This window comes from Romboutsia faecis (assembly GCF_014323405.1).
Classification (GTDB): Bacteria; Bacillota; Clostridia; order Peptostreptococcales; family Peptostreptococcaceae; genus Romboutsia_E; species Romboutsia_E faecis.
On record NZ_JACRWE010000003.1, the window covers coordinates 209,510 to 234,941 of the forward strand.

The window sequence follows — 25,432 nt, forward strand, 5'->3', positions numbered from 1 at the left end:
ACATACAAAAGTGATTGTAGCAATTGATTTTTAGGAGGAAAAAGTAGTGGAAATCATAATTAATTTAATGGGAGGACTTGGTCTTTTCTTATACGGTATGAACCTTATGGGAGACGGTCTTCAAAAATCAGCAGGAGCAAAACTAAAAAGAATTATAGAACTTTTAACTAGTAATGTAATAATGGGTGTTATAGTAGGAGCACTAGTTACAGCAATAATACAAAGTAGTTCAGCAACTACAGTTATGGTTGTAGGATTTGTTAATGCAGGTATAATGACATTACCTCAAGCAATAGGTGTAATAATGGGTGCTAATATAGGTACAACTATAACAGCACAAATCGTATCACTTGATTTAGTAGGTATGGCACCAATGGCATTAGGAATAGGTATAGTACTTTACTTATTTGCTAAAAATTCAAAGACAAAGCATATAGCAGAGATTCTTATAGGATTTGGTATATTATTTACAGGTATGGACTTTATGAAGGCAGCTGTTAAGCCTTTGGCAGAATATAAAGGATTCACAGATGCATTAGTTGCATTTGGACATCAACCAATATTAGGTATATTATTAGGATTTGGTATAACAGCAATAGTTCAAAGTTCAAGTGCTTCAATGGGTATGTTACTAGCACTTGCATCACAAGGATTAATACCTTTATCATCAGCATTACCAATACTTTATGGTGAAAATATAGGTACTTGTGTAACTTCTTTAATATCAAGTATTGGTGCAAGTAAAAATGCAAGAAGAGCAGCAACTATGCACTTAGTATTTAATATAATAGGAACATTAGTGTTCATGTTTATACTTACAAAACCAATAACAATGTTAGTTACTCATTTAGACCCAAATGACGTAAGTAGACAAATTGCTAATTCACATACATTATTTAATATAATAAACGTAATATTATTACTTCCATTCTCTAAACTTATAGTAAAACTTACTATGAAGTTAGTTCCAGAGGGAGAAGATGAAGCGGAAGATGCTAAAGTTGTTAGATTCATTGATGAAAGAATGATAACAACTCCATCAATAGCTTTATCTAATACATCTAAAGAAACTTTAAGAATGGGTAATAAGGCTAAGTCGTCTTTAGAAAATGCTATGAATGGATTATTAGAAAAATCTGAAGCAAAAGTAAAATATGTTTTCGAAGAAGAAGCTAAAATAAATGAATTACAAAAAACAATATTAGACTATTTATTAAAATTATCTAAAACATCTTTAAATCATGATTGCATAGAAGGAATAGATAAATTATTCAATACTATTAATGATATAGAAAGAGTTGGTGATCATGCTGAGAATATAGCTGAATTAGCTGAAAGTATGATAAACAATGACTTAAATATGTCTGATAAAGGTAAAGATGAATTAATAGAAATGTTCAATAAAGTTGTAGAGACTTATACATGTGCATTAGAAGCCTTAGAAAAAGCTGATGTAAACTTAGCTTGTAAAGTTATAAAAATGGAAGAACAAGTTGACGCTATGGAAGTATCTTATCGTAGAAGTCATATGAATAGATTAAATGAAGGTGTATGTAGTATAGATTCAGGTGTTATATACTTAGATATAATAAGTAATTTAGAAAGAGTATCTGATCACTCTGTAAATATAGCTACACAAGTTATAACTTCAAACCAAGCTGTAAACGAATCAGTTAGTGTATAATAAGAAAAAGAGTATCGTAATGATACTCTTTTTTATTGTTACAATTACTAAATTTGAAATGATTCACCAGTACAGTAGATCAATATAATCGGATTTTATGTATTTTTTAGTATAATTGTATATAATGTTAATTATGATAAACAGAACTTTAAGTAAAGTTTTATACAAGGAGATCTAGTGAATGAAATACTTATATTTTTATGATACAAAAATTGGAAAAATTGGAATAGCAGAAGATGATGGTTATATAATTAAAATATATTTTGAAAATGGAAAAATAAAAAAAGAAGATTATGAGATATTTGAAAGTGAAATTATAAAAGAAGCAAGTAGTCAATTAAATCAATATTTAAATGGAAACAGAAAAGATTTTAATTTACCATTAAAACTTATAGGAACTGAGTTTAAAAAAAATGTTTGGAATAGCCTTAAAAACATACCTTATGGTCATACAAGTTCATACAAGGAAGTTGCAATTAGTATTAATAATCCGAAAGCATGTAGAGCTGTTGGAATGGCAAATAATACAAATCCTATACCTATTATTATTCCTTGTCATCGTGTAATAGGTAGCAATAATAAACTTGTAGGATATGCAGGTGGATTAGAAGTAAAAGAATTTTTACTAAATTTAGAAAAAGAAAACTTATAATATGAAAAAGAAAATAAAAATATCTATAAGAAATTTAATAGAATTTATTTTAAGACAAGGGAACATAGATAATAGGTACGTAGGATCGGTTAAAGCCATTGAAGGAATAAAAGGTCACCAAATAGTACAAAAATCATATGGTAGCAACTATAGTGCTGAAGTACCTATTAAACATGAATTTGATTATGATGGCTTAACTTTTATTGTGGAAGGTAGAATAGATGGTATATTAATTGAAAATGAAAATATTATTATAGATGAAATAAAGACTACAACAAAGGAATTATTATTAATAGATGAAGATACAAATCCACTTCACTGGGCTCAAGGTATATGTTATGGATATATATATTCAATACAAAATAAATTAGAAAATATTGATATACAAATAACTTATTATAATATTGAAAGTAAGAATACAAGAATATTTAGAAAAAAATATCTACTAAAAGAGCTAGAAGGTTTCTTCTTTGATTTATTATATGAATATAAAAGTTGGGCAAATATAGAAAGTGATTGGATTGATAAAAGAAATTCATCTATTAAGAATCTTAAATTTCCTCATAGTAATTACAGGCCAGGTCAAAGAGAGTTTGCAGTAAGAGTTTACAAAAGTATAACGGATAGTAAAAAATGCTTTGCACAAGCACCAACAGGAACGGGAAAAACAATTTCTACATTATTCCCAGCTATTAAAGCTATGGGTGAAGAACATACTTCGAAAATATTTTATTTAACAGCAAAAACAATAACTAGAGAAGTAGCACAAGATAGTATAAGTTTTATGAGAAAACAAAATTTGTCTATAAAATCAGTTACTATAACAGCAAAAGAAAAGATGTGCAAGATGGATGAAGTTAACTGCAATCCGGACTACTGTCCTTATGCAAAAGGATATTATGATAGAATAAATAAAGCTTTAAAAGATATTATATTAAAGTATGATGATTATAATAGATACAATATTGATCAAATAAGTGAAGAATATAACTTATGTCCATTTGAATTGTCTTTAGACTTAACAATGTTTAGTGATGTAATAATATGTGACTACAACTATGTATTTGATCCTAGGGTATATTTAAAAAGATTCTTTGAAGTAAGTAAGACAGACTTTACTTTTCTTATTGATGAAGCTCACAATTTAGTTGACAGAGCAAGAGAGATGTACTCAGCTACACTTAGCCAAGAAAAATTTATGCAAATCAGAAAGCTTATAAGTAATAAAGATAAGACACTAACATCAATAATTAAAGAAATAGAGAAAGTTTTTAATGCAAAATATGAAAGCCTAAATAAATTAAATGAAACTTATTTAGTAGATGATAAATTACCATTAGAATTAAGCGAAATTCTAAAATTATTTATAAAATATACTGATGAATATTTATCTAGAAGTATAGAGGATAATAAAGAACTTCTTGATCTTTACTTTGAATGTCGTAGGTATATTTCAATAGAAGATATTTATGATGAGAATTACACTACTATATATACTCAAGGATTTTCTGGAATAACTATTAAGATGTATTGTGTAAATCCTTCTAAGGTCATACAAGAAAAGATGAAAAAATCGAAATCAACAATAATTTTTTCTGCAACTATTATACCAATGGAATACTTTATGGACATGTATGGGTCAGAGAAAGAAGATTTTGTTATTAATCTAAAAAGTCCTTTTGACAATAATAATAGGCTTATAATGATTGGAGATAATATATCAACAACATATTCAAAAAGAAGTGAAACTAGTGAGGAAATATGTAATTATATATCGGCATGTACTGAGGGTAAGATTGGAAATTACATGGTATTTTTCCCTTCTTATAAATATATGGAACTAATATATGAGAAAATGAAAGAAAAATATCCTAGAATAAAGGTATCCATTCAAGAAAGTAATATGAGTGAAGAAGCTAAGGAATATTTCTTATCAATGTTTGATGAAAACAATAAAGAAACTCATGTTGGCTTTTGTGTACTTGGTGGACATTTTTCTGAAGGAATAGATTTAACTAAGGACAAGCTCATTGGTGTAATAGTAATAGGTGTAGGAATGCCACAGATAGGTGTAGATAGAGATGTTATTAAAGAGTATTATAACAAAGATAATAAAGGATTTGACTATGCTTATGTATATCCAGGGATGATAAAGGTTCTTCAAGCTGTAGGTAGATGTATAAGAACAGATGAAGATAGAGGTGTTATACTAATTTTAGACAGTAGATATTCTCAGAATAGATATAAAAGTTTATTTCCTTATGAATGGTATTATACGAATTCAAAAGTAAGAAATAGTGAGGATGTAAAAGGACTATGTAAAGAATTTTGGAGTAGATGAAAAATATAAATAGCTGATAATTAGTTATTTCTTAATAATTAAATGGAAAAATAACTAGTTATCAGTTTTATAAAAATATTATTATTCCTAGTAGGAATAATAATATTTAAAACAAATTAATATTCTAAACGAAACTTAATATATAAAATAATAAACAAACAATTCATTTAGAATATTAACAAACTATTAAGTATTATAAAATATATTCATTATGTAAAATCCAAGTATTATTTTCCCATTTATATATACAAATATTATCAAAAATACAATCGAAATCACAAGGGAATTGATTTACATAGTCCCATAATATAGGAAATATATTTTGTATCTTTTTACTACTTATAGTTACATGAAAAATTTTATTTTTACCATCTTTAGAATCAAAATTTATATAAGGTATTTTATTTAAAGAATCAATAAGCTCATCGTGCATTCTTTTTCCACCTTGGCTCATAATTACATTCATAAAAATCACTCTATTATCAAACCTACTATATCCTTTAATTTTATAAGGTTCACTTGAGTGATTGGCTACAAATTTACTTAAAACATTTTCTAAATCGCTTATATCTTCTGATTCAAAAGGAGATTTGATTGTAAAGTGGGCAGGTAATTTTGATGATTTAGCCTTGAATTTTTCAAAAATATCTTTTCTTAAATTATTATTAAATTCACCAGCTTTATTTTTAACTATACTAACTATAACGTATCTCAAATGTATAACCTCCTATAATTTCATATAAATAATATAATATTAATATATACAAATTTAAAGTTATATATTATATATAGAAACAAAATAGTAACTATTAAACTATTCTAAATTAAAATTATTTATGGTAGTATATATTTATGTAGTATATAGATATTACAATATTTTGGAAGCTAATTTTAAAAATGAAATGGAGAGATTACAATGAGTTTCTTTAAAAGATTAAAAAACGTAGTAAGTGCAAAAGCAAATAAGGCACTAGAAAAACACGAAGATCCAATTGAACTATTAGAATTGTCTATAGGAAAGAAAGAAAAATTATTAATAGATGCTAAAAAACAATGTGCAAACTTTATTGCAACAGTAGATAATATAAGAAAAGATAAAGTAGAATTAATAGAAAAAGCTAGTAAGTATGAAGAAGCTACAAAAGCAGCTATATTAAAAGAAGATACTGAAAAAGCTCAAAGTTTTGTTAAGCAAAAAATTGAAATAGAAGAGAAAATATCTCAAACGGACGCTAGAATAAAAGAGCAAGATGAAAAAATTCAGTTAATTAAAAATAGAATACAAGAATTAGAGATAGAAATATCTAAAATGAAATCTAAAAAACAAGAGTTAGCTACTAGACTTGATGTTGCTGAAATAAGTAATGAAATAAATGAAACTTTAGCAGGACTTAATGATGATCACGGAATAAACCTAGATGAACTAGAAAAGAAAGTTTCACAAAAAGAAAGTTATGGAAAAGCATTAGAGGATTTAAAACCTAAGGATGAAGATGCTATGTTAGATGAATATATAAGTAGTTCACCAGCTGTTGATTCAAAAGTAAGTGACGAGTTAGAAAGAATAAAAAAAGAAATGGAAAAATAAATTTCAATACAATATAATAAATATTGAATATTAATAAATAATAAGTGAAGGTAGATGGTTAAATACTGTCTACCTTTAATTAGAATAAGTTGTTTTGAGGGGGCCTTAGATGAGCACAAGAATTGAAGAAGAAAAAAATAAATATAATAAAGTCTACACAGATTTAGTATTTGCATCTGATGATTTAAAGCAGATGTTAGATGAAGATGAGTTAAAGAAAAGAAGCTTTATAACTAAGGTGGATACTTTAAAAGACTACATGAGTTTTTTAGATAAATTAGAAAGAGATAGTAAAGTAAAAAAAGGATTATTTGCCAAATTACTTAATAAAGATATGAATTTAAATTCTAAAATAGATAATTATTTAAGTAAAGATAAAGTAATAAATTTAGAGAAGCTGGATAAATGTAGTTTATGTAAGTGTAGAAATTGCGTAAGTAAGTGTCCTATGGATCAATGTTTTAACTGCAGAGAAAAAGAATATGTACTTGATTGCAATAAAACAGACTCATTACTTACAAATTGCAATGATAAAGTAACTTTATATAACGGTAATAAAGAAATTATTTTTGATGTAAAAGCTTATTTAATAGAAAAAGACAAAGATGGAAATTATTCAAGATATGTTTATTTAATTGATAGTAAAGATTATGATAATCAACATATTTTAAAATACTCTAAATTTAAAGGTGAAGAAAGATATGATTCTGTTATTACAGATGATACGCAATATGAGTTAATAAGAATAAATAATAAGTTTATAGAAATGGGGTTAAGGGTATAAGATGAGAAATAATAAAAAGAAGCTTATAAGTTTCTTAACTATATTTACCTTATTATTTGTTTCAATTAGTTTTGCATTAAGTGAGGTAGTTAGTTATGCAGATGAACTAAACAGTATAAAAACTTACACGATTAGCTCATCATCACGTTCTAGCAGCAAAAGTTCAAGGCCTAAAAGCTATAAATCAAATAGCAGCAAACTTCCTAGCTCTGGAAGTTTTAATTCTGGGGGTAGTAGCAATAAAAAAAATAACTCAACAACAATAAAGCCTGATTCAGGCAGCTTTTCTACTAGTCCGAATAGTGGAAGTGGCTCTAATGGTAATTCTAGTACTATAAGACCTGATTCAGGTAGTTTTACAACTAAGCCTAATAATAGTTCAGGTGAAAGTAATAATTCACAGGGATCTGGTAGTTATAAGGAGTATGGTTCAGGTGGTGGAAGTTATAGTGGCGGTTCAAGTTCAGGAGGAGGATTCTTCGGAGGATACTTTAATCCATTTAGAACCATTGGATATGGTGGACATATTAGTTCATGGATTACAAATATAGTAATTATTATTACGGTGGTAGTAGTAGCATATATAGTAATAGATATGATTAAAAATAAAAGAGATTAAAAGTAATTAGGTGTGTATCAATATATATTTGATACACACTTTTTTATTAAATTAAAAAGATATAATCCATCTTTTATTATTAGGTTTTTAGTAGTAAATGAATGTTATTTTTTTATATATAATCAAAAAAATATTTTTATGGTTGCAAAACTGTATATAGGTGTATATGATTGTATATATGATATAGATACAGGTATATACACCTATATACAATTTAAGAAAGGAGATTAAATTTGAATATTAATATAAGTAATTCATCATCAGTGCCATTATATGAACAGATACAAAGTCAAATAAAAGCACAAATATTAAATGGTCAACTGAAAGCCGGCGATGGGCTACCTTCTATAAGGTCCTTAGCAAAGGAATTAAAGGTAAGTATTATTACAATTAAAAGAGCATATGAAGACTTAGAGAAAGATGGATATCTTGAAACCGTAACTGGAAAAGGGAGCTTTGTAGCTAGTCAAAACAAAGAAAGGCTAAAAGAAGTAGCAATGTACGAAGTAGAAAGTAAACTAGAGGAGATTATAAGGCAGGCAAAATCTGTTGGTATGACATTAGAAGAAGGTTTAGAGATATTTAAGAGTTTATATGAGGAGGTATAATATGAGTGCAATCAAAATTAAAAATCTTAGTAAAGATTTTAAAGACTTTTCTTTAAATATAAAAGAGTTAGATATAAAAGAAGGTTATGTAACCGGATTTATAGGTCCTAATGGTTCAGGAAAAACAACAACTATAAAGCTAATAATGAATATGCTTAAAAAGGATAATGGGACTATTAAAATATTAGGAAAAGAATATAAAGAATGTGATCTGTCTATTAAAGAACAGATAGGTTACGTTGGGGACTACAGTGGATACTTACATGATGCTAAGATATCTATAATAAAAAAGAATATATCTAGATTTTATAAAAACTGGGACGAAGAATTATACAAAAAGTATATCAATAAATTTAAATTAGATGAAAAGAAAACATATAAGGAATTATCTAAAGGTCAGAAAAAACAATTTGAACTAGCAATTGTACTTTCTCATCACCCTAAAGTAATTATTATGGATGAACCTACTGCAAATTTAGATCCATTAGTGAGAAATGAATTTTTAGAAATATTACAAGAGAGAATTGAAGTTGATAATGCAAGTGTATTTTACTCTACACATATAACTTCAGATTTAGATAAAGTTGGAGACTATTTAGTTTTTATATACAAAGGAAAAATAATACTAGAAGGTGATAAGTACTCTATATTAGAAGAACACAGTATAGTGAGAGGCAAAAAAGAGCTGTTAAATAATGAAACTAAAGAAATTTTCATATCAGTATCTGAAAATAGCTTTGGATTTGAGGGATTAGTAAGAAATAAAAAAGAAGCTTATGAAATATTTGGTGAAGAGGTAGTTTATGATAAACCAAATCTTGAAGATATATTAACTTTCTATACAAGGGGGAAATAAAATTGAAAAATATTATAAATTTAGTAAAAATGAGTTATTCAAATTTGAATGCAGTAAAAAGTATATTATTAATATCGATAACTCTATTTATAGCTGGGTCTGTTATAAATCCTATATTTTTAAATATGCTTATTGGAATTATAGTATATCAAATGACCTATCAAGTTATAGCATATGAAGAAAGTTATGGAATAGATTATTTAATTTCAACATTGCCAGTTAAAAAGAAAGAGTATATTACATCTAGATATATTTTTGGACTAACAAGTATAATTATATCTATATTAATATTTACTATCACATATAGACTCGTGCTAAGTTTCTCAAGTAAGTCATATGATATAATAGACTTTAAGACAATGCTAATTATAGGTATAGCTTCATCAATTGTTTTAGTTTCAGTGCTTATACCTTCGATATTAAAATTTGGTATTGTTAAAGGAAGAGTATTTATAACTGTTGTAGGATTATCTATAGTCATGGCCCCAGCATCATTAATAAGTGCAATGGTCGAAGAAAAAGATGCTATGATTTTCTTATCTAAAATTAATGAAATTGGAATTGAAACTATATTTTTAGTATTGAGCATAATTGTTCTAACTATATCATATATTATTTCTCAAAATATATATAAAAATAAACAGGTATTGTAACTATTAACTATTAGTAAAAAAGTTGAACTATATATTAGTTCAACTTTTTGTTGTTTATATATTTTATTTTTAATATTTCTTATTATGTATTAATCTTCTTTTATATAAATTTTTGGAATATACATATTAACATTTTCTAAGTTTATTATTGAATTGTAAATAAACTCACTATTACTTTCAATATCTCCATTTTCTAATTTTAAAGTTAAAACTAGGTTATTACTTATGTAAATGTCTAATGTACTAGAGTCATCTCTAAGTATTAATTTCATCCCGTTATTATTTTTAATTAAATTATTTAGTATTCTATGGTGTATTTTCATTGCCTGATCCCCCTTTTAATAATCATATACTACAATAAAATTTAGAATATATCAAATTATAAACTTACTTATACCATTTAATTATTAGTATCAAACAAAATAACGATATTTTATCTAAAAACTTTACTTTTATAATAAATTAGTTTGATTTATGTAGTTATATTTTATATAATAAGTTTACTATGAAGGTGGGGGGATATTATGGAACTTAGTGAAAAATTAGTTAAATTAAAAAATATGCTTAGAGAATTAGGTAGTGTAGCAGTTGCTTATTCTGGAGGAGTTGACAGTAATTTTTTACTAAAGGTTGCTAGTGAGACATTAGGAGAAAATGTAGTCGCAGTAACTTTACATGCAATGATGCATTCAAAAAGAGAAATTGAAGAAGCTATAGAGTATGCAAAAACATTTAATACTAAGCATATTGTAGTTGATATAGATGATTTTGATGTTAAAGAATTTATAGAAAATGGGCCTAAAAGATGTTATTACTGCAAGAAAGTAGTATTTTCTAAAGTAAAAGAAATAGCTAAAGAAAATAATATTAAATATGTAGTTGATGGAACTAACTTAGATGATCTTGGTGATTATAGACCAGGTCTTAAGGCTATAGAAGAATTAAATGTAGTGAGTCCACTTAAGGAGTGTGGTTTTACAAAAAATGATATAAGAGCTTTATCTAAAGAAATGAATCTTAAAACATTTAATAAGCCTGCATTTGCATGTCTTGCAACAAGAATACCTTGTGGAACAAAAATTACAAATGAAAAGCTTAGAATGATAGAAAAAAGTGAAGAATACTTAGTAGAGTTAGGATTTAATCAATTTAGAGTAAGGCTTCATGAAGATATTGCTAGAATTGAAGTTGGAAAAGATGAAATACATAAGTTTTTTACTAATGATTTACTAGACAAAACAAATAATAAACTTAAAGAATTTGGATTTAAATATGTGACTTTAGATATGGGCGGTTATAAGATGGGCAGTACTAATCTCACATAAACAATTAGGAGGAAAAAATGAAGACGTATACATTAATGTCACCTTGTTTCTTCGGAGTAGAAAAAATGCTTGCGAGAGAAATAAAAGATTTAGGATTTGAAATAATTAAAACAGAAAATGGAAGAGTTACATATAAAACTGATGAATATGGTATAGCAAGAGCTAATATGTGGCTAAGATGTGCTGAGAGAGTTCACTTAAAAATAGCTGAATTTGAAGCTAAAACTTTCGATGAATTATTTGAAGGTACGAAAAGAATAAACTGGGCAAAATATATACCTTATGGAGCACAGTTTCCAATAGCAAAGGCTTCATCAATAAAGTCAAAGCTACACTCAACACCACATATACAATCAATAGTAAAAAAAGCTATAGTTGAAAGTTTAAAGAAAAGCTACTTAGAAGATGGATTATTAAAAGAAGATAAAGAAAAATATCCTATCTATGTATTTATCCATAAAGATAAGGTAGTATTATCTATAGATACAACAGGAGATGCACTTCATAAAAGAGGGTATAGAGAAAAGGCTAATAAAGCTCCAATAAGAGAAACTTTGGCAGCCGCTATAATGTATCTTACTCCATGGAGACCAGGCAGAACTTTAGTAGATCCTATGTGTGGTTCTGGTACTTTATTAATAGAAGCAGCTATGATGGGAATAAATATGGCGCCAGGTCTTAACCGTGAGTTTATCTCTGAAAAGTGGAGAACTATGGATAAAAAAATATGGTGGGATATAAGAAAAGAAGCTTATGATAAAATTGATGAAAATACACAATTTAAGATATATGGTTATGATATAGATGAAGAAGCTATAAATATAGCACGTGAAAATGCAGAACTTGCAGGAGTAGAAGATTATATAGAATTCAATGTAGCCAATGCAGTAGATTTTAGAAGTGATGAAGAATATGGATTCATTATTACAAATCCACCTTATGGAGAAAGATTAGAAGATGCTGATAGTGTAAAAATGCTTTACAAAGAACTTGGATACACTTTTAGAAAACTTAAGAATTGGTCTTACTACTTAATAACATCTTTTGAAGATTTTGAAAGAGAGTTTGGTAAAGATGCTGAAAGAAAAAGAAAGTTATATAATGGTATGTTAAAAACTAACTTATATCAATATCCAGGACCAAGACCACCAAGAAAAAATGATTAATTAAAAATAATAAAAATAATTTCCCCCTTGTAAGAATATAAATGTTATAAAGAGTATTTCAAGGGGGTGTATTAATTGCTTAGAATGAAAAATAATAATCATAAAAGAAGTAGTAGAAAAAAACACTCTAACCAAGCTGATAAAAATGTAGATAACAAATCTAATTACGAAGAGGATTTTAATGAGGTAATATTAAATGACTTAGTTCCAGATGATAAAAAAGAAGAATTTGGTTTAGAAGAAGCTAAGCCTAATGCAAAGAAAAATAGTCCGTTTAATTTAGGATTAGGTAATAAAAAGAAACCTATGAAAAAAAGTAAAAGTAAAAAAGAAGATGATACAGACAACTCAATAGAAAATACTAAAGGATCTAAAAATAAAAAATCATCTTTAAACAAAAAAACTAGCAGTAAACAAACTGATTCAAAAGAAAATAGCCCTAAAAAAACTCATCATAAAAATACAAAAAAAGCTCATCCTAAAAATGAATCAATAGACAACGAATTAGATAATATAGTTGAAGATAAAGTTGAACACAAAGTAGATAATAGTGAAAAAGAAAACAAAAACACTAAGACTCATAAAAAATCACATGCAAATAATCACAGTCATAAAAGAAGAATAAAAAAATCATATAAACCAAACAATGAAGATTCCTTAGAAGTTAAACAAAATATAATAGAAGAAAATGAAGATATATTAGAACCAATAGGAGAAGAAAATGATTTAGGAAGTTTTAGAGGAGTAGATGGAGACAATTTAGATAAAGCACAAGAAATTGAAGTAGTTGAAGAAGTAAAAACTGATGGCAGAAAAGTTGAAAATATAGTATGGTCTAAAGAAAATTTTCCTAAAAAATAGAAGATTTTATTAATGCTTATAAATTTATTTTGGTTAAAATAAATAAATGATTTATATAGTGTTAAAATAGAAATAAGAGCTTAGTTAAAATGCTAAGCTTTTATTTTTTTATTTAAAAGAATACATAAAGTAAATTTTATGATAATATAAGGAAAGGGTGAATTATATGACAACAAAAGACAATTATTATAAAATTAATGAAATTTTACTTGAAAGTAAAAATCCATCAAAAGAAATATTAGCTTTAATAAAAGAAGGAAAATTAGAAGAAGATCCCTTTAATTTAATAAAGAAATTATCACTAATAGATCAGAACAAAAAGTATCATCCAGAAGGAAATGTTTTAAATCATGTTTTATTAGTTGTTGATGAAGCAGCTAAAAATAAAGAACTCTCTAAAGATAAAGAAGCATTTATGTGGGCAGCACTTTTGCATGATATGGGTAAATTAACAACAACAAGATTAAGAAAAGGAAGATTGACATCTTATAACCATGATGTTGAAGGAGAAAAAATAGCATATGATATACTTGATAAATTAGGTAAAGATGAAAAATTTAAAACAAAAGTAAGTAAATTAGTAAGATATCATATGCAACCATTATTTTTTGATAAAAACTTACCTTTCTTTGATCCATCAAATATGTTGAAAGAGTGCGATTATGAGGAAGTTGCACTTTTATCAAAATGTGATAGACTTGGAAGAGGTGGATTAAATGAAGCTAAAATTAAAGAAGAATGTGATAGAATAGAAAATTTTAGGAATTACTGTAAGAAAGTTTCAGATTAGGAGGAGCTGAATGAAGTTATTTAAAAGCACTGCTTTATTGGGGATACTTATGCTCTTTATGACTGGTTGTGTCTCAAGCAGTGAATCGCCAGAAAGTTTAATAGATAAAAAGCCAATTTACAATGAAGAAAATAAAGCACTATACGATAGTATAAATAAGATGTTAGTTAAACCTGCATCATTAGCTCTCCCTTCTAATTCTCAAGATGTAGGAGAAATAAACAAAGTAGATTTAAATAACGATGATATAAATGAAGTAGTTGCTTTTGAAAAAAAGAAAAATCTTAACACTAATGAAAATGAAGTTGGGTTTATGATTTTGAGTCAGAAATATGATGGCACTTATGAAGAGATAGCAGATATTTTAAAAGTAGGAGAATCTATAGATTATGCTAACTTCTATGATTTAGATAATGATGGAAATAAAGAAATTGTCTTAGCTATTAAAGGCAAGAGTAAAACTAGATTATATTTATATAAATATATAGATGGAGAAATAAAAGAAGTATATAATTCAGAACCTACATGGATTAAAAATAGAGAATACTTAAGTGATATGAAGATTAAGATTGGTTACATTAATGATGATAATATCTTAGATATACTAATGGTGAACTATGATTATAAAAATAGCGAAATGTATGTAAGTATACTTAATTTTGATAATGGAATTAAATTAGTTGATTATGTGAAATTTAAAAATGTGAAAAATATAAGTGATTTATATATAACATTTGGAAATATATCAAGTCAAGTAAAAGGATCAACAATAAGAGGAGTAGTCCTTGATATTCCTATTATTAAAGATAGTAGTTATTTTACACAAATGATTTACCTTGAAAATGGGTCTATTAAAAAAGCGTTCAAAGATGATGATAAAAATCTTATGAAATCTTACTATATTCCTATAGAGGATGTTAATAAAGATAAAGTAATAGATATTCCTATATTAAATGGAAGTCTAAATGAAAATACTTATACATCAAAATCATCTGCAAATATTAGTTGGTATAGATGGAATGGTAAAACTGATGAGAATTCTGGGTTATTATTCACGATTCAAATTTATTATAATTACGAATATAATTATAAATTCCTTATACCAAATAATTTAGCAAACAAAATTTATATAGAACAAGAGCAAAACCTTGATAATGTTCTGTTTAAATTCTACTACAACGATGCTACAGGAGATAAATCAAAACTTTTATTTACAATAACTGCATCAAGTAGAAATATTGTTGATGAAAATAAAAATATTAACTTAGTAAATCAAACATCGATTCTTCTTAAAGAAACAGAGAAGTATAATTTCTCATTAACTATTGATGATACAGAGGAATTAGAGAAACTAGATATTACAAAAGAAGCATTAAAGGATTATTTTTCTTTAATATATGAATAATATATGGGAGGATATTTATGAAGGAAAAAATATTAGTATTAGAAGATGAAATAGGAATAAGAAGTTTTGTTAGTATAAATCTGAAAAGAGAAGGTTACGAAGTTATTGAAGCAGGATCAGGAAGTGAAGCTATAGAAAAATTATCTAAAGAAGATGACATATCAATAGCACTTTTAGATGTTATGTTACCTGATATGAGTGGTATAGAAATATGTAAGTTTATAAGACAAAATTTTGATCAAGTAGGAGTTATAATGCTTACTGCTAAATCACAAGAAGAAGATAAGATAGAAGGTTTTATCTCTGGAGCTGACGACTATATGGTAAAGCCATTTAGTATAAAAGAATTGCTAGTGAGGGTATCGGCTTTACTTAGAAGAGTTAAAAAAGATGAAACTAAATCTAAAACAAATGAAATAGTATCACATCCATTTGTCCTTGATATTGATAAGAGGAAATTATTTAAAAATAATGAAGAAATTGAGCTTACTCCAACTGAATTTTCAATTGTAAAATACTTAATGACAAATGGTAGCCAATCATTAAGTAGAGATCAAATATTAAAAGAGGTTTGGGGAAGTAATTATTTATATGACTTTAAAATTGTTGACGTAAATATAAGAAGGATAAGAAACAAAATAGAAGATGATCCATCTAAACCTAAATATATACAAACAGTATGGGGGTATGGATATAGTTTTAGAAAGGAAGACTAGTAGTGTTACATTTTGAAGGGTTAAGAAGAAGGATAATTAAATATTATTTTACAATAATTATCATAACAATTGCCTTGTTTGAAGGGTTATTTATGTTTTATATTCAAAACTATTACTATGATTCTGTAAAACAATCTTTAACTAGTCATGCTGCATTTACTAAAGATACATACACAAGTATAGGTAATGAGTCTTCTAGTTTTGAAACTAAGGTTAATAATATTATTGAAAAGGAAAAATTGAGAACTAATTCAAAATATGCTGTGCAGATAATAGATAAAGATAAAAACCTAATTATAGACCAATATGGGTTTAGGACTAATGAAAAGATTGATTCTGAAGATATAGATAATGCACTACGTGATTCAAGTAATTTAACACCATATACATATAGGATTACAGATACTAATGAACATTTAATGAGTATATCTGTTCCATTAAAAGTTAATAACGTAATAGAAGGTGTTGTAAGATATACAGTTACTTTAAATGCTATAGACAAAACTATTTTTAAGTTAGTACTTGGCCTTATACTTGCTGGTGTATTTATTTTATTAATAACAATATCTATAAGTTTAAGATTTGCAGAAACATTAATACAGCCACTTAGAGAATTAAAAGAATTCGCTAATGAATTAGCTCATGGAAATTACAATATTAAACTAAAGAATAATAAAATAAGAAATGATGAAATCGGTGATCTGGCTCAAACATTTGAGCATATGGCTACTGAAATAGATAAAACTCGAAGATTAAAAGAAGAGTTTATCTCTTCTATATCTCACGAATTAAGAACTCCATTAACTTCAATAAAAGGTTGGAGTGAAACTTTAGGATATGAAAATATAACTAGAGACGAACTAGATTTAGGTCTTGGAATTATACAAGACGAGACTGAAAGGTTAATTAAATTAGTTGAAGAATTATTAGATTTTTCTAGACTATCTTCGGATAGAATAAGACTTCAAGTGGACATAGTGGATGTAGAAGCTTTAGCAAAAGGAGTTGTTAATCAACTAAAAGTAAAAGCCATTGAAAATAATATAAAATTATCATCAAAATTTGAAGTTACGGATTTAAATGCGATTCAAGGTGATAAAAATAGGCTAAGACAAGTATTAATTAACCTAATACAAAATGCAATTAAATTCACTCCACCTGAAGGAGAAATAGATGTTATAGTGTCTCAAAATGAAGAGTTTACAACTATTAAAGTTAAGGATACTGGTTCAGGAATTAAAAAAGAAAATTTAGAAAAAGTATTAGATAAATTTTTTCAAGAAGATATTAATAAATCAGGTAGTGGTTTAGGACTTGCTATTAGTAACGAGATAGTGAAACTTCATGGTGGTAAAATGAAAATAGAAAGCGAAAAAGACATTGGAACTACTATTACATTTACTTTAAAAAATAAAATACTTGAATCTATCTAGTTTTTATAAATTAAAGAAAGAGGATAAAAATGAGAAATATAAAAATGACAGTAGAATATGATGGATCTAGATACAAAGGATTCCAAAGGCTTAAAGATAATGATATGACAATACAAGGTAAGATTGAAGCTGTTCTTTCTAAAATGACAAATGAAGATATAGAAATAATAGGGTCTGGTAGAACTGATATGGGAGTACATGCTTATGGGCAAGTTGTAAACTTTAAAACAAAGAGTACTGATTCTATAGAAAAAATACAAAAATACTTATATGAGTATTTACCTGAAGATATTGTTATTAGAAGTATCGAAGATGTTGGAGAAAGATTCCATTCTAGATATAATGCAAAATCTAAGGTTTACTTATATAGAATAGATAATAATAAATTCCACAATACTTTTAATAGGAAATACTCTTATCATGTTGAAAAGAAACTTGATATAGACCTTATGAGAGAAGGAAGTAAATATTTAATAGGAGAGCATGACTTTACAAGTTTTGCTTCTTCTAAATCAAAAAAGAAAAGCAATGTAAGAGAAATTTACTCAATAGAAATACAAGAAAATAAAAACTTAATAGAAATTTATATTGAAGGTAATGGATTCTTATATAACATGGTAAGAATAATTGCAGGAGCGTTAGTTGATGTAGGTCTTAGAAAAAAAACTCCAGAGGATATAAAAGCTATGTTAGAAGTTAAAAATAGAGCAGAAGCCTCGGATACTGCACCATCAAAAGGATTATTTTTATATAAAGTTAAATATTAATATATAAAACTATTTATAGAATTGACATATTATTAATGATAAATTATTATTATTTCATAAAAGATAATTAATAAAATATATTAAATTCTATGAAAAAGAAAGTAGCTTAAATGGATTTTATAGAGAGTTAGGGATGGTGGAAGCCTAATAAAAAGATTTAAGTGAAGAGAGCTTTGGAGAAGGTTATTTGAAAAAAGTAAAATAGTCGGTATGTCTCGCCTTAAGAGAAAGAGTGGGTAAGTTTATCTTATTAATTAGAGTGGTAACGCGGATATTAATTCGTCTCTTGGTTTTCCAAGAGGCGTTTTTTATATTTAAAAATAAAGTTACTAATTATTAATAAGTAAATTATCAATAAGAGTGGTACCGCGAAATTTCGCCTCTTAGTCTTTTGACTAAGAGGCTTTTAATTTTTAGAAAAAACATGTATAGGGGGAAAAAGATATGAAAGAAAAAGTGGTATTAGCATATTCAGGAGGATTAGATACATCAATAATAATTCCTTGGTTAAAAGAAAACTATGATATAGACGTAATTGCAGTTTGTGGGAATGTTGGTCAAGATGATAAAATGGATGGAATACATGAAAAAGCAATTAAAAGTGGAGCAAGTAAAGCTTATGTAGAAGATTTAAGAGAAGAATTTGTTACAACAACAATATATCAAGCAATAAAAGCTGAAGCTAAGTACGAAGGAAAGTACTTATTAGGAACTTCTTTAGCTAGACCAATAATAGCAAAAAAATTAGTTGAGATAGCTCAAATGGAAGGCGCAAAATATATTTGTCATGGATGTACCGGAAAAGGAAATGATCAAGTAAGATTTGAATCAACTATAGCAGCATTAGACCCAACAATAAAGGTTATTGCTCCATGGAGAATATGGGATATAAAATCAAGAGAAGACGCATTAGATTATGCAGAAAAACATAATATTCCTGTTATAGCAACTAAAGAAAAAATATACTCAGTAGATGATAATTTATGGCATGTATCAACAGAGGGTGGCAATATTGAAGACTTAGAAAATGAGCATAGTAAAGATATTTATAAAAAAATAGTAGCTCCTGAAGATGGATGTGATGTAGCTGAGTATGTAGAAATATATTTTGAACAAGGTATCCCAAAGAAAGTAAATAAAAAAGAGTTAGATCCAGTTGACTTAATTTATACTTTAGATAAATTAGGTTCTAAGCATGGAATAGGAGTAGTGGATATATTAGAAAATAGACTTGTAGGAATGAAGTCTAGAGGGGTATATGAAACACCAGGAGGAACTATTTTATATGAAGCACACAATATATTAGAAAGTGCTACATTGGATAAAGAAACATTACATTACAAACAAGTTGTTTCTTATAAATATGGAGAACTTATATATAATGGATTATGGCATAGCAAATTAAGAGAAGCGATTGATGCCTTTATAGATACTACTCAGGAAAATGTAAATGGAAGTGTAAAATTAAAGCTTTATAAAGGAAATATTAAACCTGCTGGGATATTTGCAGATTCACCACTTTATAATCAAGGAATATCTTCTTTTGGAAACAGTGAGTTTTATGATCATAAGGATGCTGAAGGATTTATAAATTTATTTACATTGCCTTTAAAAATAAATGCTATGAAGCAAAATAAAAATATAATTAGTGAAATAGTAGAATAAGCAAAATAAAATATATAAAAAATAGCTACGGATTAAATTTAAATCCTTAGCTATTTTTTTATTAAAAGGTTAGAATATATGATTAATATCAAACTTTCCACTTTCAAGAATATTATCAAAAGTCATTTTTATTTTTTCTATTTCAATGAAAGATTGCGTTTTATTTTCTGTAAGAATTGATTTATCTAATATATTAATGTATAAACATATATCATCAAAATAAGTATGATCTAATATTTTATACCACATTTCTTTTTCCTTATAATAATTCTTTGAATAAGAGTCAAGTTCTTTAGAAGCTTCACTCCAATTATCATCTTCAATATGCTGTTCAATTACATTTATATTAGATGTATACTTATCTGTAAATTCATAGACTTCATCATTTATATATATTCCTAATAATGTAAATAAAATAGTCCATACTATTACACCAATTACAGACTTCATAAGTTAATCACCTCATATTGTCAAATTTTCTTCTTTTGAATAAATATTTCATCGCATTCATCTAAGATACAAATAAGTACATCCTTAAAATTGTTAATTTGATTAGATTTTATAATTTCTAATAACCAATCTTCATTTTTATCAATTGATTTTAAACTTCTATGTATTACTCTACCATCAATAATTAAAGAGATAGGTAAATGTTTAAAGGTAACTGAAGGAGAATCGCTGTGACTTTCAGAAGGAACTACACTTAAATTTCCGTCAGTTTCTAAGATTGCATACTGTACTTCTTTTAAATTAAAAAAACCTTGAATTCTAAGTTGTTCTAAGAGTTCATCTATACTTATTCTTTCTTTTTTTAATTCCTTTTGATCTATCTTTCCTTTATTAATTAAAATAGAAGGCTTACCGCATAAAAAAGAATTAAATTTTCTGCTTTTTAAAGAAAGATAAGATATAATTGTTTGCATTAAAACTAAACCAGTTAAACTAGCTATTCCATTAATCATAGGTATATTATTATTTTCCATAGGCATAGAAACTACATCTGCTATTAGTAATGTAATAACTAAATCATAAGAGTTCATTTCTGCTATTTCACCTTTTCCCATAACTCTTAGTGAGATTAATACAGCTATATATAATATAATACTTCTAATTAAAACTACTAACATATTTATTCTCCTTTTATTTCTATAAAGGTATTATTTAAATAGTGTTTCCAATTTTTTTAATAAGAATTCAGCAAAAATATACTTAATAAAGTATTATATAGGTATATTATGTAACTAATATCTTTTAAAATTTATTTTAATTTGATATAATTATTTCTATGTTTAGTAAAATAGAAATAATTATAGGAGGAATCAACTTTGTCAAAGAGAAAACAAGTACAAGTTCCTATGGAAAAAATAGAGGAACAAGATAGATTTATAGAAGCAATAGCAGAGCAAAATTCTAGATACTACGCTATACACCAAGTAAAGCCTAAATATATAATTCAAACTTTTGGATGTCAAATGAATGAGCATGACTCAGAAAAACTTTGTGCTATGCTAGATAGTATGGGATATGAGCAAGGTATGATGGTAGATGAATGTGATTTAATAATATATAATACATGTGCAGTAAGAGAAAATGCTGAACTTAAAGTATTTGGTAATTTAGGACATTTAAAACTAGCTAAAAGAAAAAATCCTGATTTAAAAATTGCTGTATGTGGATGTATGATGCAACAACCACATGTAGTTAAAGAAATAAAATCTAAATACAAGCACGTAGACTTAGTTTTTGGAACTCATAATTTATATAAGTTCCCAGAGTTATTAACTAAATCAATAGAATCTGAAAAGATATTAGTTGACGTATGGGATGTAGATGGAGAAGTAGTAGAAGGTCTTAAGAGTAATAGAAAGTTTGAATTAAAAGCTTTCGTAAATATTATGTATGGATGTAATAATTTCTGTACATATTGTATAGTTCCATACACTAGAGGTAGAGAAAGAAGTAGAACACCAGAAGATATATTAAATGAAATAAAAGAGTTAGTTGCAAATGGAACAAAAGAAGTTACTTTATTAGGGCAAAATGTTGATTCTTATGGAAAAACATTAGAAAATCCTATGACATTTGCAGAGCTTTTACGTGAAGTAAATAAGATAGAAGGAATAGAGAGAATAAGATTTATGACTTCTCATCCAAAAGATATATCTGATGAAGTAATTTATGCAATAAGAGATTGTGATAAGGTATGTGAATTCTTACACTTACCGGTACAATGCGGAAGTTCTTCATTACTAAAAGTGATGAATAGACATTACACTAAAGAACAATACTTAGAGATAATTGAAAAAGCTAAGAAAGAAGTTCCAGATATAGCATTTTCAACAGACTTAATGATAGGATTCCCAGGTGAAACAGAAGAAGATTTATTAGATACTATAGATGTGGTAGAAAAAGTAAGATACGATTCTGCATTTACATTTATATATTCTAAGAGAAAAGGAACTCCAGCTGCAGAAATGGAAAATCAAATACCTGAAGATATTAAACATGAAAGATTTAATAGAGTATTAAGTAAGGTAAATGAAATAGTTGGAGAAATAAATCAAAGCTATATAGGTAAAACTGTTGAAGTATTAGTTGAAGGAAAAAGCAAAACTGATGATAATAGATTTATGGGAAGAACTAGACAAAATAAATTAGTAAATTTTGATGCAAAGAGTGAAGATTTAATTGGAAAATTAATTAATGTAGAAATAACATCTGCAACTGGTTTCTCATTAATTGGTAAAGAGATATAAATGTTAAATATTATATAACGGATATGATTAATTAATAAAAGAAGTATAACTAAACTTAAATATAGTTTATTTATACTTCTTTTTAATTTATTTAAAAATATAGTTGCTAAATAAGTGAAAATAGTTTACGTTAAATGTATATACATTTTATTTATGAAAGTATACATTTAATTTTTAATATAAAGGAGTGCTAACAATGAAGGAACCTATCTACAAAGTAATAGAAAATTATGTAAAAGACTTAATAAACTCAGAAAAGTTGAAAAAAGGAGATTTAATACCATCAGAAAAACAGTTAAGTGAAGAGTTTAACGTTACTCGTATGACAGTAAGATCAGCTTTAAATAACCTAGTAAAAGATGGATATATAAGTAGGCAAAGAGGTATAGGAAGTATAGTAATAGGTAGTAGAATATATGATAATATTTCAGCTATAAGTGGTTTTACTAAAGAGATGAATAGAAAAGGATATGAAGTATCAAATATATTACTAGAATTAAATATAGTTCAAGCAGATGAAGTCTTAGCTAGCAATTTAAATATAGAAGAAAATGAAAATGTATGGGAAGTGAAAAGAGTTAGATTAGCTGATAACGAAAGAGTGTCTTATATGATTACGTATATGCCTGTTAAGCTATTTCCTAACTTAAATGAAAATTACTGTAAAAAATCATTATATAGTTTTGTTGAAGATATATGTGGATATAAAATAGCAGTGTCGGAAAGAGAGGTACAAGCTATTATTTCTGATGAAGAGATAATGCAAAAACTAGAACTTAGTCAAGTAGAACCTATTTTATATATAAATCAAGTATGCAGACTTCAAAACGGTGATGTGTTTGAATATTCGCATACTTACCATCATGGATATACTTTAACATTAAACGCAGTATCAGAATAATTATAAATTTTTAAAAGAAAAATTGAAAAATTTGAAAACTATTGTTGCAAATGTATATACATTTAAACTATAATATTATTAAGAAGTAAATGTATATACATTTAACAAGAATGTATACATATATTCTTTATTATCCAAAATTATACATAATAAGGGTAAATATCTAGTTTTAAATACTAAAAGGGGGAAATTAAAATGGTAAAGATAATGTTAGCTTGCTCAGCAGGTATGTCAACAAGTTTGCTAGTAACAAAAATGGAGGCTGCAGCTAAGGAAAACGATATTGAGGCAGAGATTTGGGCAATATCAGAAGTAAATCTAAAAAATGAAATAGAAAAATGTGATGTGTTACTTTTAGGACCTCAAGTTAGATATGTTCTAAATAAGGCTAGTGAAATGGCAAAACCTTTCAATGTTCCAGTAGAGGTTATTAATATGATGGATTATGGAAGATGTAATGGTAAAGCAGTGTTAGATAGAGCTTTGGAATTATATAATAATAAATAAAAATTAATATATTAATATTATGGGGGAGAAAAAATGGATAAATTTATGGAGATTGCTGGAAAGATAGGTGCTCAAAGACACCTTGTTGCAGTAAGAGATGCCTTTGTTGCGATGATACCGATAACTATGATAGGAGCAATTGGTACATTAATAAATAACTTACCAATTAAAGCCTATCAAAATTTTATGGCAAGTGTTTTTGGTGAAAATTGGACTGTATTTGGTGGAAATGTATGATGGACTGCTATATGTATGATGTCATTATTCTTGGTTGTTGGAGTTGCTTATTTCTTAGCTAAATCATATGATGAGAATGGATTACAAGCAGGTCTTATTGCTTTAAGTATATTTTTTATATTAGCTCCACAATCGTTTTCCTTCTTGCCAGAAGGTGCTACTGAAGCAGTAACTGGATGGGGAGCTTTACCAAAAGCATATACAGGTACTGATGCATTATTTACAGCTATTATTATAGGATTACTATCTACAGAAATATTTGTTAGATTATCTAGAATAAAGCAAATGACAATTAAAATGCCAGATGGTGTACCTCCAGAAGTAGCAAGATCATTTGCTAAATTAATACCAGGAGTATTAACAATAACAATATTTACTTTTGCAGCGATATTTATAAATAAAATATTTGATGGGAAATACTTAACAGATTTATTAAATACTTATTTAGGAACACCATTATCAAATGTAGCAGATAGTTTAGGTGGAGCAATGTTAATAGCATTCTTTGTTCATTTCTTATGGATATTTGGACTTCATGGTGCAAACATAGCATTACCATTTACTGAAACAATGTTAATGAAATTAGGTGGAGAAAATGCTGCTTTAATAGAACAAGGAGCAACTGAAGGATTTAATGTTATGGCAGGGGCATTCTTTGACGCTTTTGTTTACTTAGGTGGTTCAGGAATGTTATTAGGATTAGTAATAGCATTAATAATAGCAGGTAGAAGACGTAAAGAAATGATAGCTTTAGGTGGACCACCAGCATTATTTAATATAAGTGAACCATTAATATTTGGTTTACCTATAGTTATGAACCCAATATTTATGATACCATTTATAATTTCTCCAGTAATATGTACAGCAATAGCTTATTTAGCAATAGACTTTGGTATGGTTGCACCAGTTATTATGCCGAAGATACCATGGGTAACTCCACCAATATTAGGAGGACTAATGGCTACAGGAAGCTTGAGTGGAGGAATATTAGCAGCAATCAACTTAATTATATCTGTTGTTATATACTTACCATTCGTAGTAATGTCAGAAAAGATGGAAGCGAAAAAAGCAGAAAAATCTGCTAATTAAGATATAGTAAATAATAAGGACGGTATATG

27 protein-coding genes and 1 other annotated feature are annotated in these 25,432 nt (G+C 26.9%); of the genes, 23 read left to right on the forward strand and 4 right to left on the reverse strand.

Annotated features, from left to right (window positions below; all coding sequences use genetic code 11):
• Positions 1-46 precede the first annotated feature (46 nt).
• The 3 genes from H8923_RS07535 to H8923_RS07545 all read left to right on the forward strand — a co-directional run bounded on the left by H8923_RS07535 (position 47) and on the right by H8923_RS07545 (position 4,677).
• On the forward strand, positions 47-1,684 hold the full coding sequence (locus H8923_RS07535) for a Na/Pi cotransporter family protein (RefSeq protein WP_187127884.1): 1,638 nt from the start codon (positions 47-49) through the stop codon (positions 1,682-1,684).
• 181 nt (positions 1,685-1,865) lie between these two features.
• A complete protein-coding gene (locus tag H8923_RS07540; protein ID WP_153926158.1) occupies positions 1,866-2,336 on the forward strand; it encodes a methylated-DNA--[protein]-cysteine S-methyltransferase in 471 nt (156 codons plus the stop codon).
• Between the two features lies 1 nt (position 2,337).
• On the forward strand, positions 2,338-4,677 hold the full coding sequence (locus H8923_RS07545) for an ATP-dependent DNA helicase (RefSeq protein ID WP_153926159.1): 2,340 nt from the start codon (positions 2,338-2,340) through the stop codon (positions 4,675-4,677).
• A 193-nt stretch (positions 4,678-4,870) separates the two neighbouring features.
• Here the strand turns inward: H8923_RS07545 and H8923_RS07550 are convergent, their stop codons facing one another.
• Positions 4,871-5,392 carry a 2'-5' RNA ligase family protein gene (locus H8923_RS07550; protein WP_153926160.1) on the reverse strand — a complete coding sequence of 174 codons (522 nt, stop codon included), beginning with the start codon at positions 5,390-5,392 and terminating at the stop codon, positions 4,871-4,873.
• Positions 5,393-5,593: 201 nt separating this feature from the next.
• Here H8923_RS07550 and H8923_RS07555 point away from each other — a divergent pair, with 201 nt between their 5' ends.
• From H8923_RS07555 to H8923_RS07580, 6 genes are all read left to right on the forward strand, one after another.
• A complete protein-coding gene (locus tag H8923_RS07555) occupies positions 5,594-6,265 on the forward strand; it encodes a PspA/IM30 family protein (protein WP_153926161.1) in 672 nt (223 codons plus the stop codon).
• Between the two features lie 109 nt (positions 6,266-6,374).
• The gene (locus tag H8923_RS07560) at positions 6,375-7,049 is read left to right on the forward strand and encodes a hypothetical protein (RefSeq protein ID WP_153926162.1); all 675 of its coding nucleotides are present in this window, start codon (positions 6,375-6,377) and stop codon (positions 7,047-7,049) included.
• 1 nt (position 7,050) lies between these two features.
• Positions 7,051-7,668, forward strand: a complete 618-nt coding sequence (locus tag H8923_RS07565; RefSeq protein WP_153926163.1) for a hypothetical protein — start codon at positions 7,051-7,053, stop codon at positions 7,666-7,668.
• 233 nt (positions 7,669-7,901) lie between these two features.
• Complete coding sequence (locus H8923_RS07570; RefSeq protein WP_153926164.1) at positions 7,902-8,276, forward strand: GntR family transcriptional regulator; 375 nt, start codon at positions 7,902-7,904, stop codon at positions 8,274-8,276.
• 1 nt (position 8,277) lies between these two features.
• Positions 8,278-9,132: an ABC transporter ATP-binding protein gene (locus H8923_RS07575; protein ID WP_153926165.1), complete on the forward strand. Its 855-nt coding sequence runs from the start codon at positions 8,278-8,280 to the stop codon at positions 9,130-9,132.
• 2 nt (positions 9,133-9,134) lie between these two features.
• Positions 9,135-9,785, forward strand: a complete 651-nt coding sequence (locus H8923_RS07580; RefSeq protein WP_153926166.1) for an ABC-2 transporter permease — start codon at positions 9,135-9,137, stop codon at positions 9,783-9,785.
• Positions 9,786-9,874: 89 nt separating this feature from the next.
• Here the strand turns inward: H8923_RS07580 and H8923_RS07585 are convergent, their stop codons facing one another.
• Positions 9,875-10,108, reverse strand: coding sequence for a hypothetical protein (locus tag H8923_RS07585; RefSeq protein WP_153926167.1), 234 nt, complete (start codon positions 10,106-10,108; stop codon positions 9,875-9,877).
• 201 nt (positions 10,109-10,309) lie between these two features.
• Here H8923_RS07585 and larE point away from each other — a divergent pair, with 201 nt between their 5' ends.
• From larE to H8923_RS07630, 9 genes are all read left to right on the forward strand, one after another.
• On the forward strand, positions 10,310-11,110 hold the full coding sequence (gene larE, locus H8923_RS07590; RefSeq protein WP_153926168.1) for an ATP-dependent sacrificial sulfur transferase LarE: 801 nt from the start codon (positions 10,310-10,312) through the stop codon (positions 11,108-11,110).
• A 17-nt stretch (positions 11,111-11,127) separates the two neighbouring features.
• On the forward strand, positions 11,128-12,276 hold the full coding sequence (locus H8923_RS07595) for a THUMP domain-containing class I SAM-dependent RNA methyltransferase (RefSeq protein WP_153926169.1): 1,149 nt from the start codon (positions 11,128-11,130) through the stop codon (positions 12,274-12,276).
• A gap of 75 nt (positions 12,277-12,351) precedes the next feature.
• Positions 12,352-13,137, forward strand: coding sequence for a hypothetical protein (locus H8923_RS07600; RefSeq protein ID WP_153926170.1), 786 nt, complete (start codon positions 12,352-12,354; stop codon positions 13,135-13,137).
• A gap of 166 nt (positions 13,138-13,303) precedes the next feature.
• A complete protein-coding gene (locus H8923_RS07605) occupies positions 13,304-13,927 on the forward strand; it encodes an HD domain-containing protein (RefSeq protein ID WP_153926171.1) in 624 nt (207 codons plus the stop codon).
• A 10-nt stretch (positions 13,928-13,937) separates the two neighbouring features.
• Positions 13,938-15,332 (forward strand): hypothetical protein, encoded by a 1,395-nt coding sequence (locus H8923_RS07610; protein ID WP_153926172.1) that lies wholly within the window; start codon positions 13,938-13,940, stop codon positions 15,330-15,332.
• Between the two features lie 17 nt (positions 15,333-15,349).
• Positions 15,350-16,048: a cell wall metabolism DNA-binding response regulator WalR gene (gene walR / locus H8923_RS07615; RefSeq protein ID WP_153926173.1), complete on the forward strand. Its 699-nt coding sequence runs from the start codon at positions 15,350-15,352 to the stop codon at positions 16,046-16,048.
• Positions 16,049-16,050: 2 nt separating this feature from the next.
• A complete protein-coding gene (locus H8923_RS07620) occupies positions 16,051-17,481 on the forward strand; it encodes a sensor histidine kinase (RefSeq protein WP_187127885.1) in 1,431 nt (476 codons plus the stop codon).
• Between the two features lie 29 nt (positions 17,482-17,510).
• On the forward strand, positions 17,511-18,248 hold the full coding sequence (gene truA / locus H8923_RS07625; protein ID WP_153926174.1) for a tRNA pseudouridine(38-40) synthase TruA: 738 nt from the start codon (positions 17,511-17,513) through the stop codon (positions 18,246-18,248).
• An 80-nt stretch (positions 18,249-18,328) separates the two neighbouring features.
• Positions 18,329-18,538, forward strand: a binding site (T-box leader).
• A gap of 154 nt (positions 18,539-18,692) precedes the next feature.
• Positions 18,693-19,913 (forward strand): argininosuccinate synthase, encoded by a 1,221-nt coding sequence (locus tag H8923_RS07630; RefSeq protein ID WP_153926175.1) that lies wholly within the window; start codon positions 18,693-18,695, stop codon positions 19,911-19,913.
• Between the two features lie 69 nt (positions 19,914-19,982).
• On the opposite strand, the gene H8923_RS07635 is transcribed toward H8923_RS07630, so the two are convergent.
• Positions 19,983-20,363: a DUF4363 family protein gene (locus H8923_RS07635; RefSeq protein ID WP_153926176.1), complete on the reverse strand. Its 381-nt coding sequence runs from the start codon at positions 20,361-20,363 to the stop codon at positions 19,983-19,985.
• Positions 20,364-20,383: 20 nt separating this feature from the next.
• The gene (locus H8923_RS07640) at positions 20,384-21,040 is read right to left on the reverse strand and encodes a DUF421 domain-containing protein (protein ID WP_153926177.1); all 657 of its coding nucleotides are present in this window, start codon (positions 21,038-21,040) and stop codon (positions 20,384-20,386) included.
• 198 nt (positions 21,041-21,238) lie between these two features.
• On the opposite strand from H8923_RS07640, the gene miaB reads away from it, so the two are divergent.
• From miaB to H8923_RS07660, 5 genes are all read left to right on the forward strand, one after another.
• Complete coding sequence (miaB, locus tag H8923_RS07645; protein WP_153926178.1) at positions 21,239-22,669, forward strand: tRNA (N6-isopentenyl adenosine(37)-C2)-methylthiotransferase MiaB; 1,431 nt, start codon at positions 21,239-21,241, stop codon at positions 22,667-22,669.
• A gap of 196 nt (positions 22,670-22,865) precedes the next feature.
• The gene (locus H8923_RS07650) at positions 22,866-23,570 is read left to right on the forward strand and encodes a GntR family transcriptional regulator (RefSeq protein WP_153926179.1); all 705 of its coding nucleotides are present in this window, start codon (positions 22,866-22,868) and stop codon (positions 23,568-23,570) included.
• Positions 23,571-23,765: 195 nt separating this feature from the next.
• Entirely contained in the window at positions 23,766-24,077 is a 312-nt protein-coding gene (locus H8923_RS07655) for a PTS sugar transporter subunit IIB (RefSeq protein WP_153926180.1), read from the forward strand.
• A gap of 33 nt (positions 24,078-24,110) precedes the next feature.
• Complete coding sequence (locus H8923_RS17310; RefSeq protein WP_243139916.1) at positions 24,111-24,314, forward strand: hypothetical protein; 204 nt, start codon at positions 24,111-24,113, stop codon at positions 24,312-24,314.
• 15 nt (positions 24,315-24,329) lie between these two features.
• Positions 24,330-25,403, forward strand: a complete 1,074-nt coding sequence (locus tag H8923_RS07660; protein ID WP_243139917.1) for a PTS sugar transporter subunit IIC — start codon at positions 24,330-24,332, stop codon at positions 25,401-25,403.
• Positions 25,404-25,432: the final 29 nt, after the last annotated feature.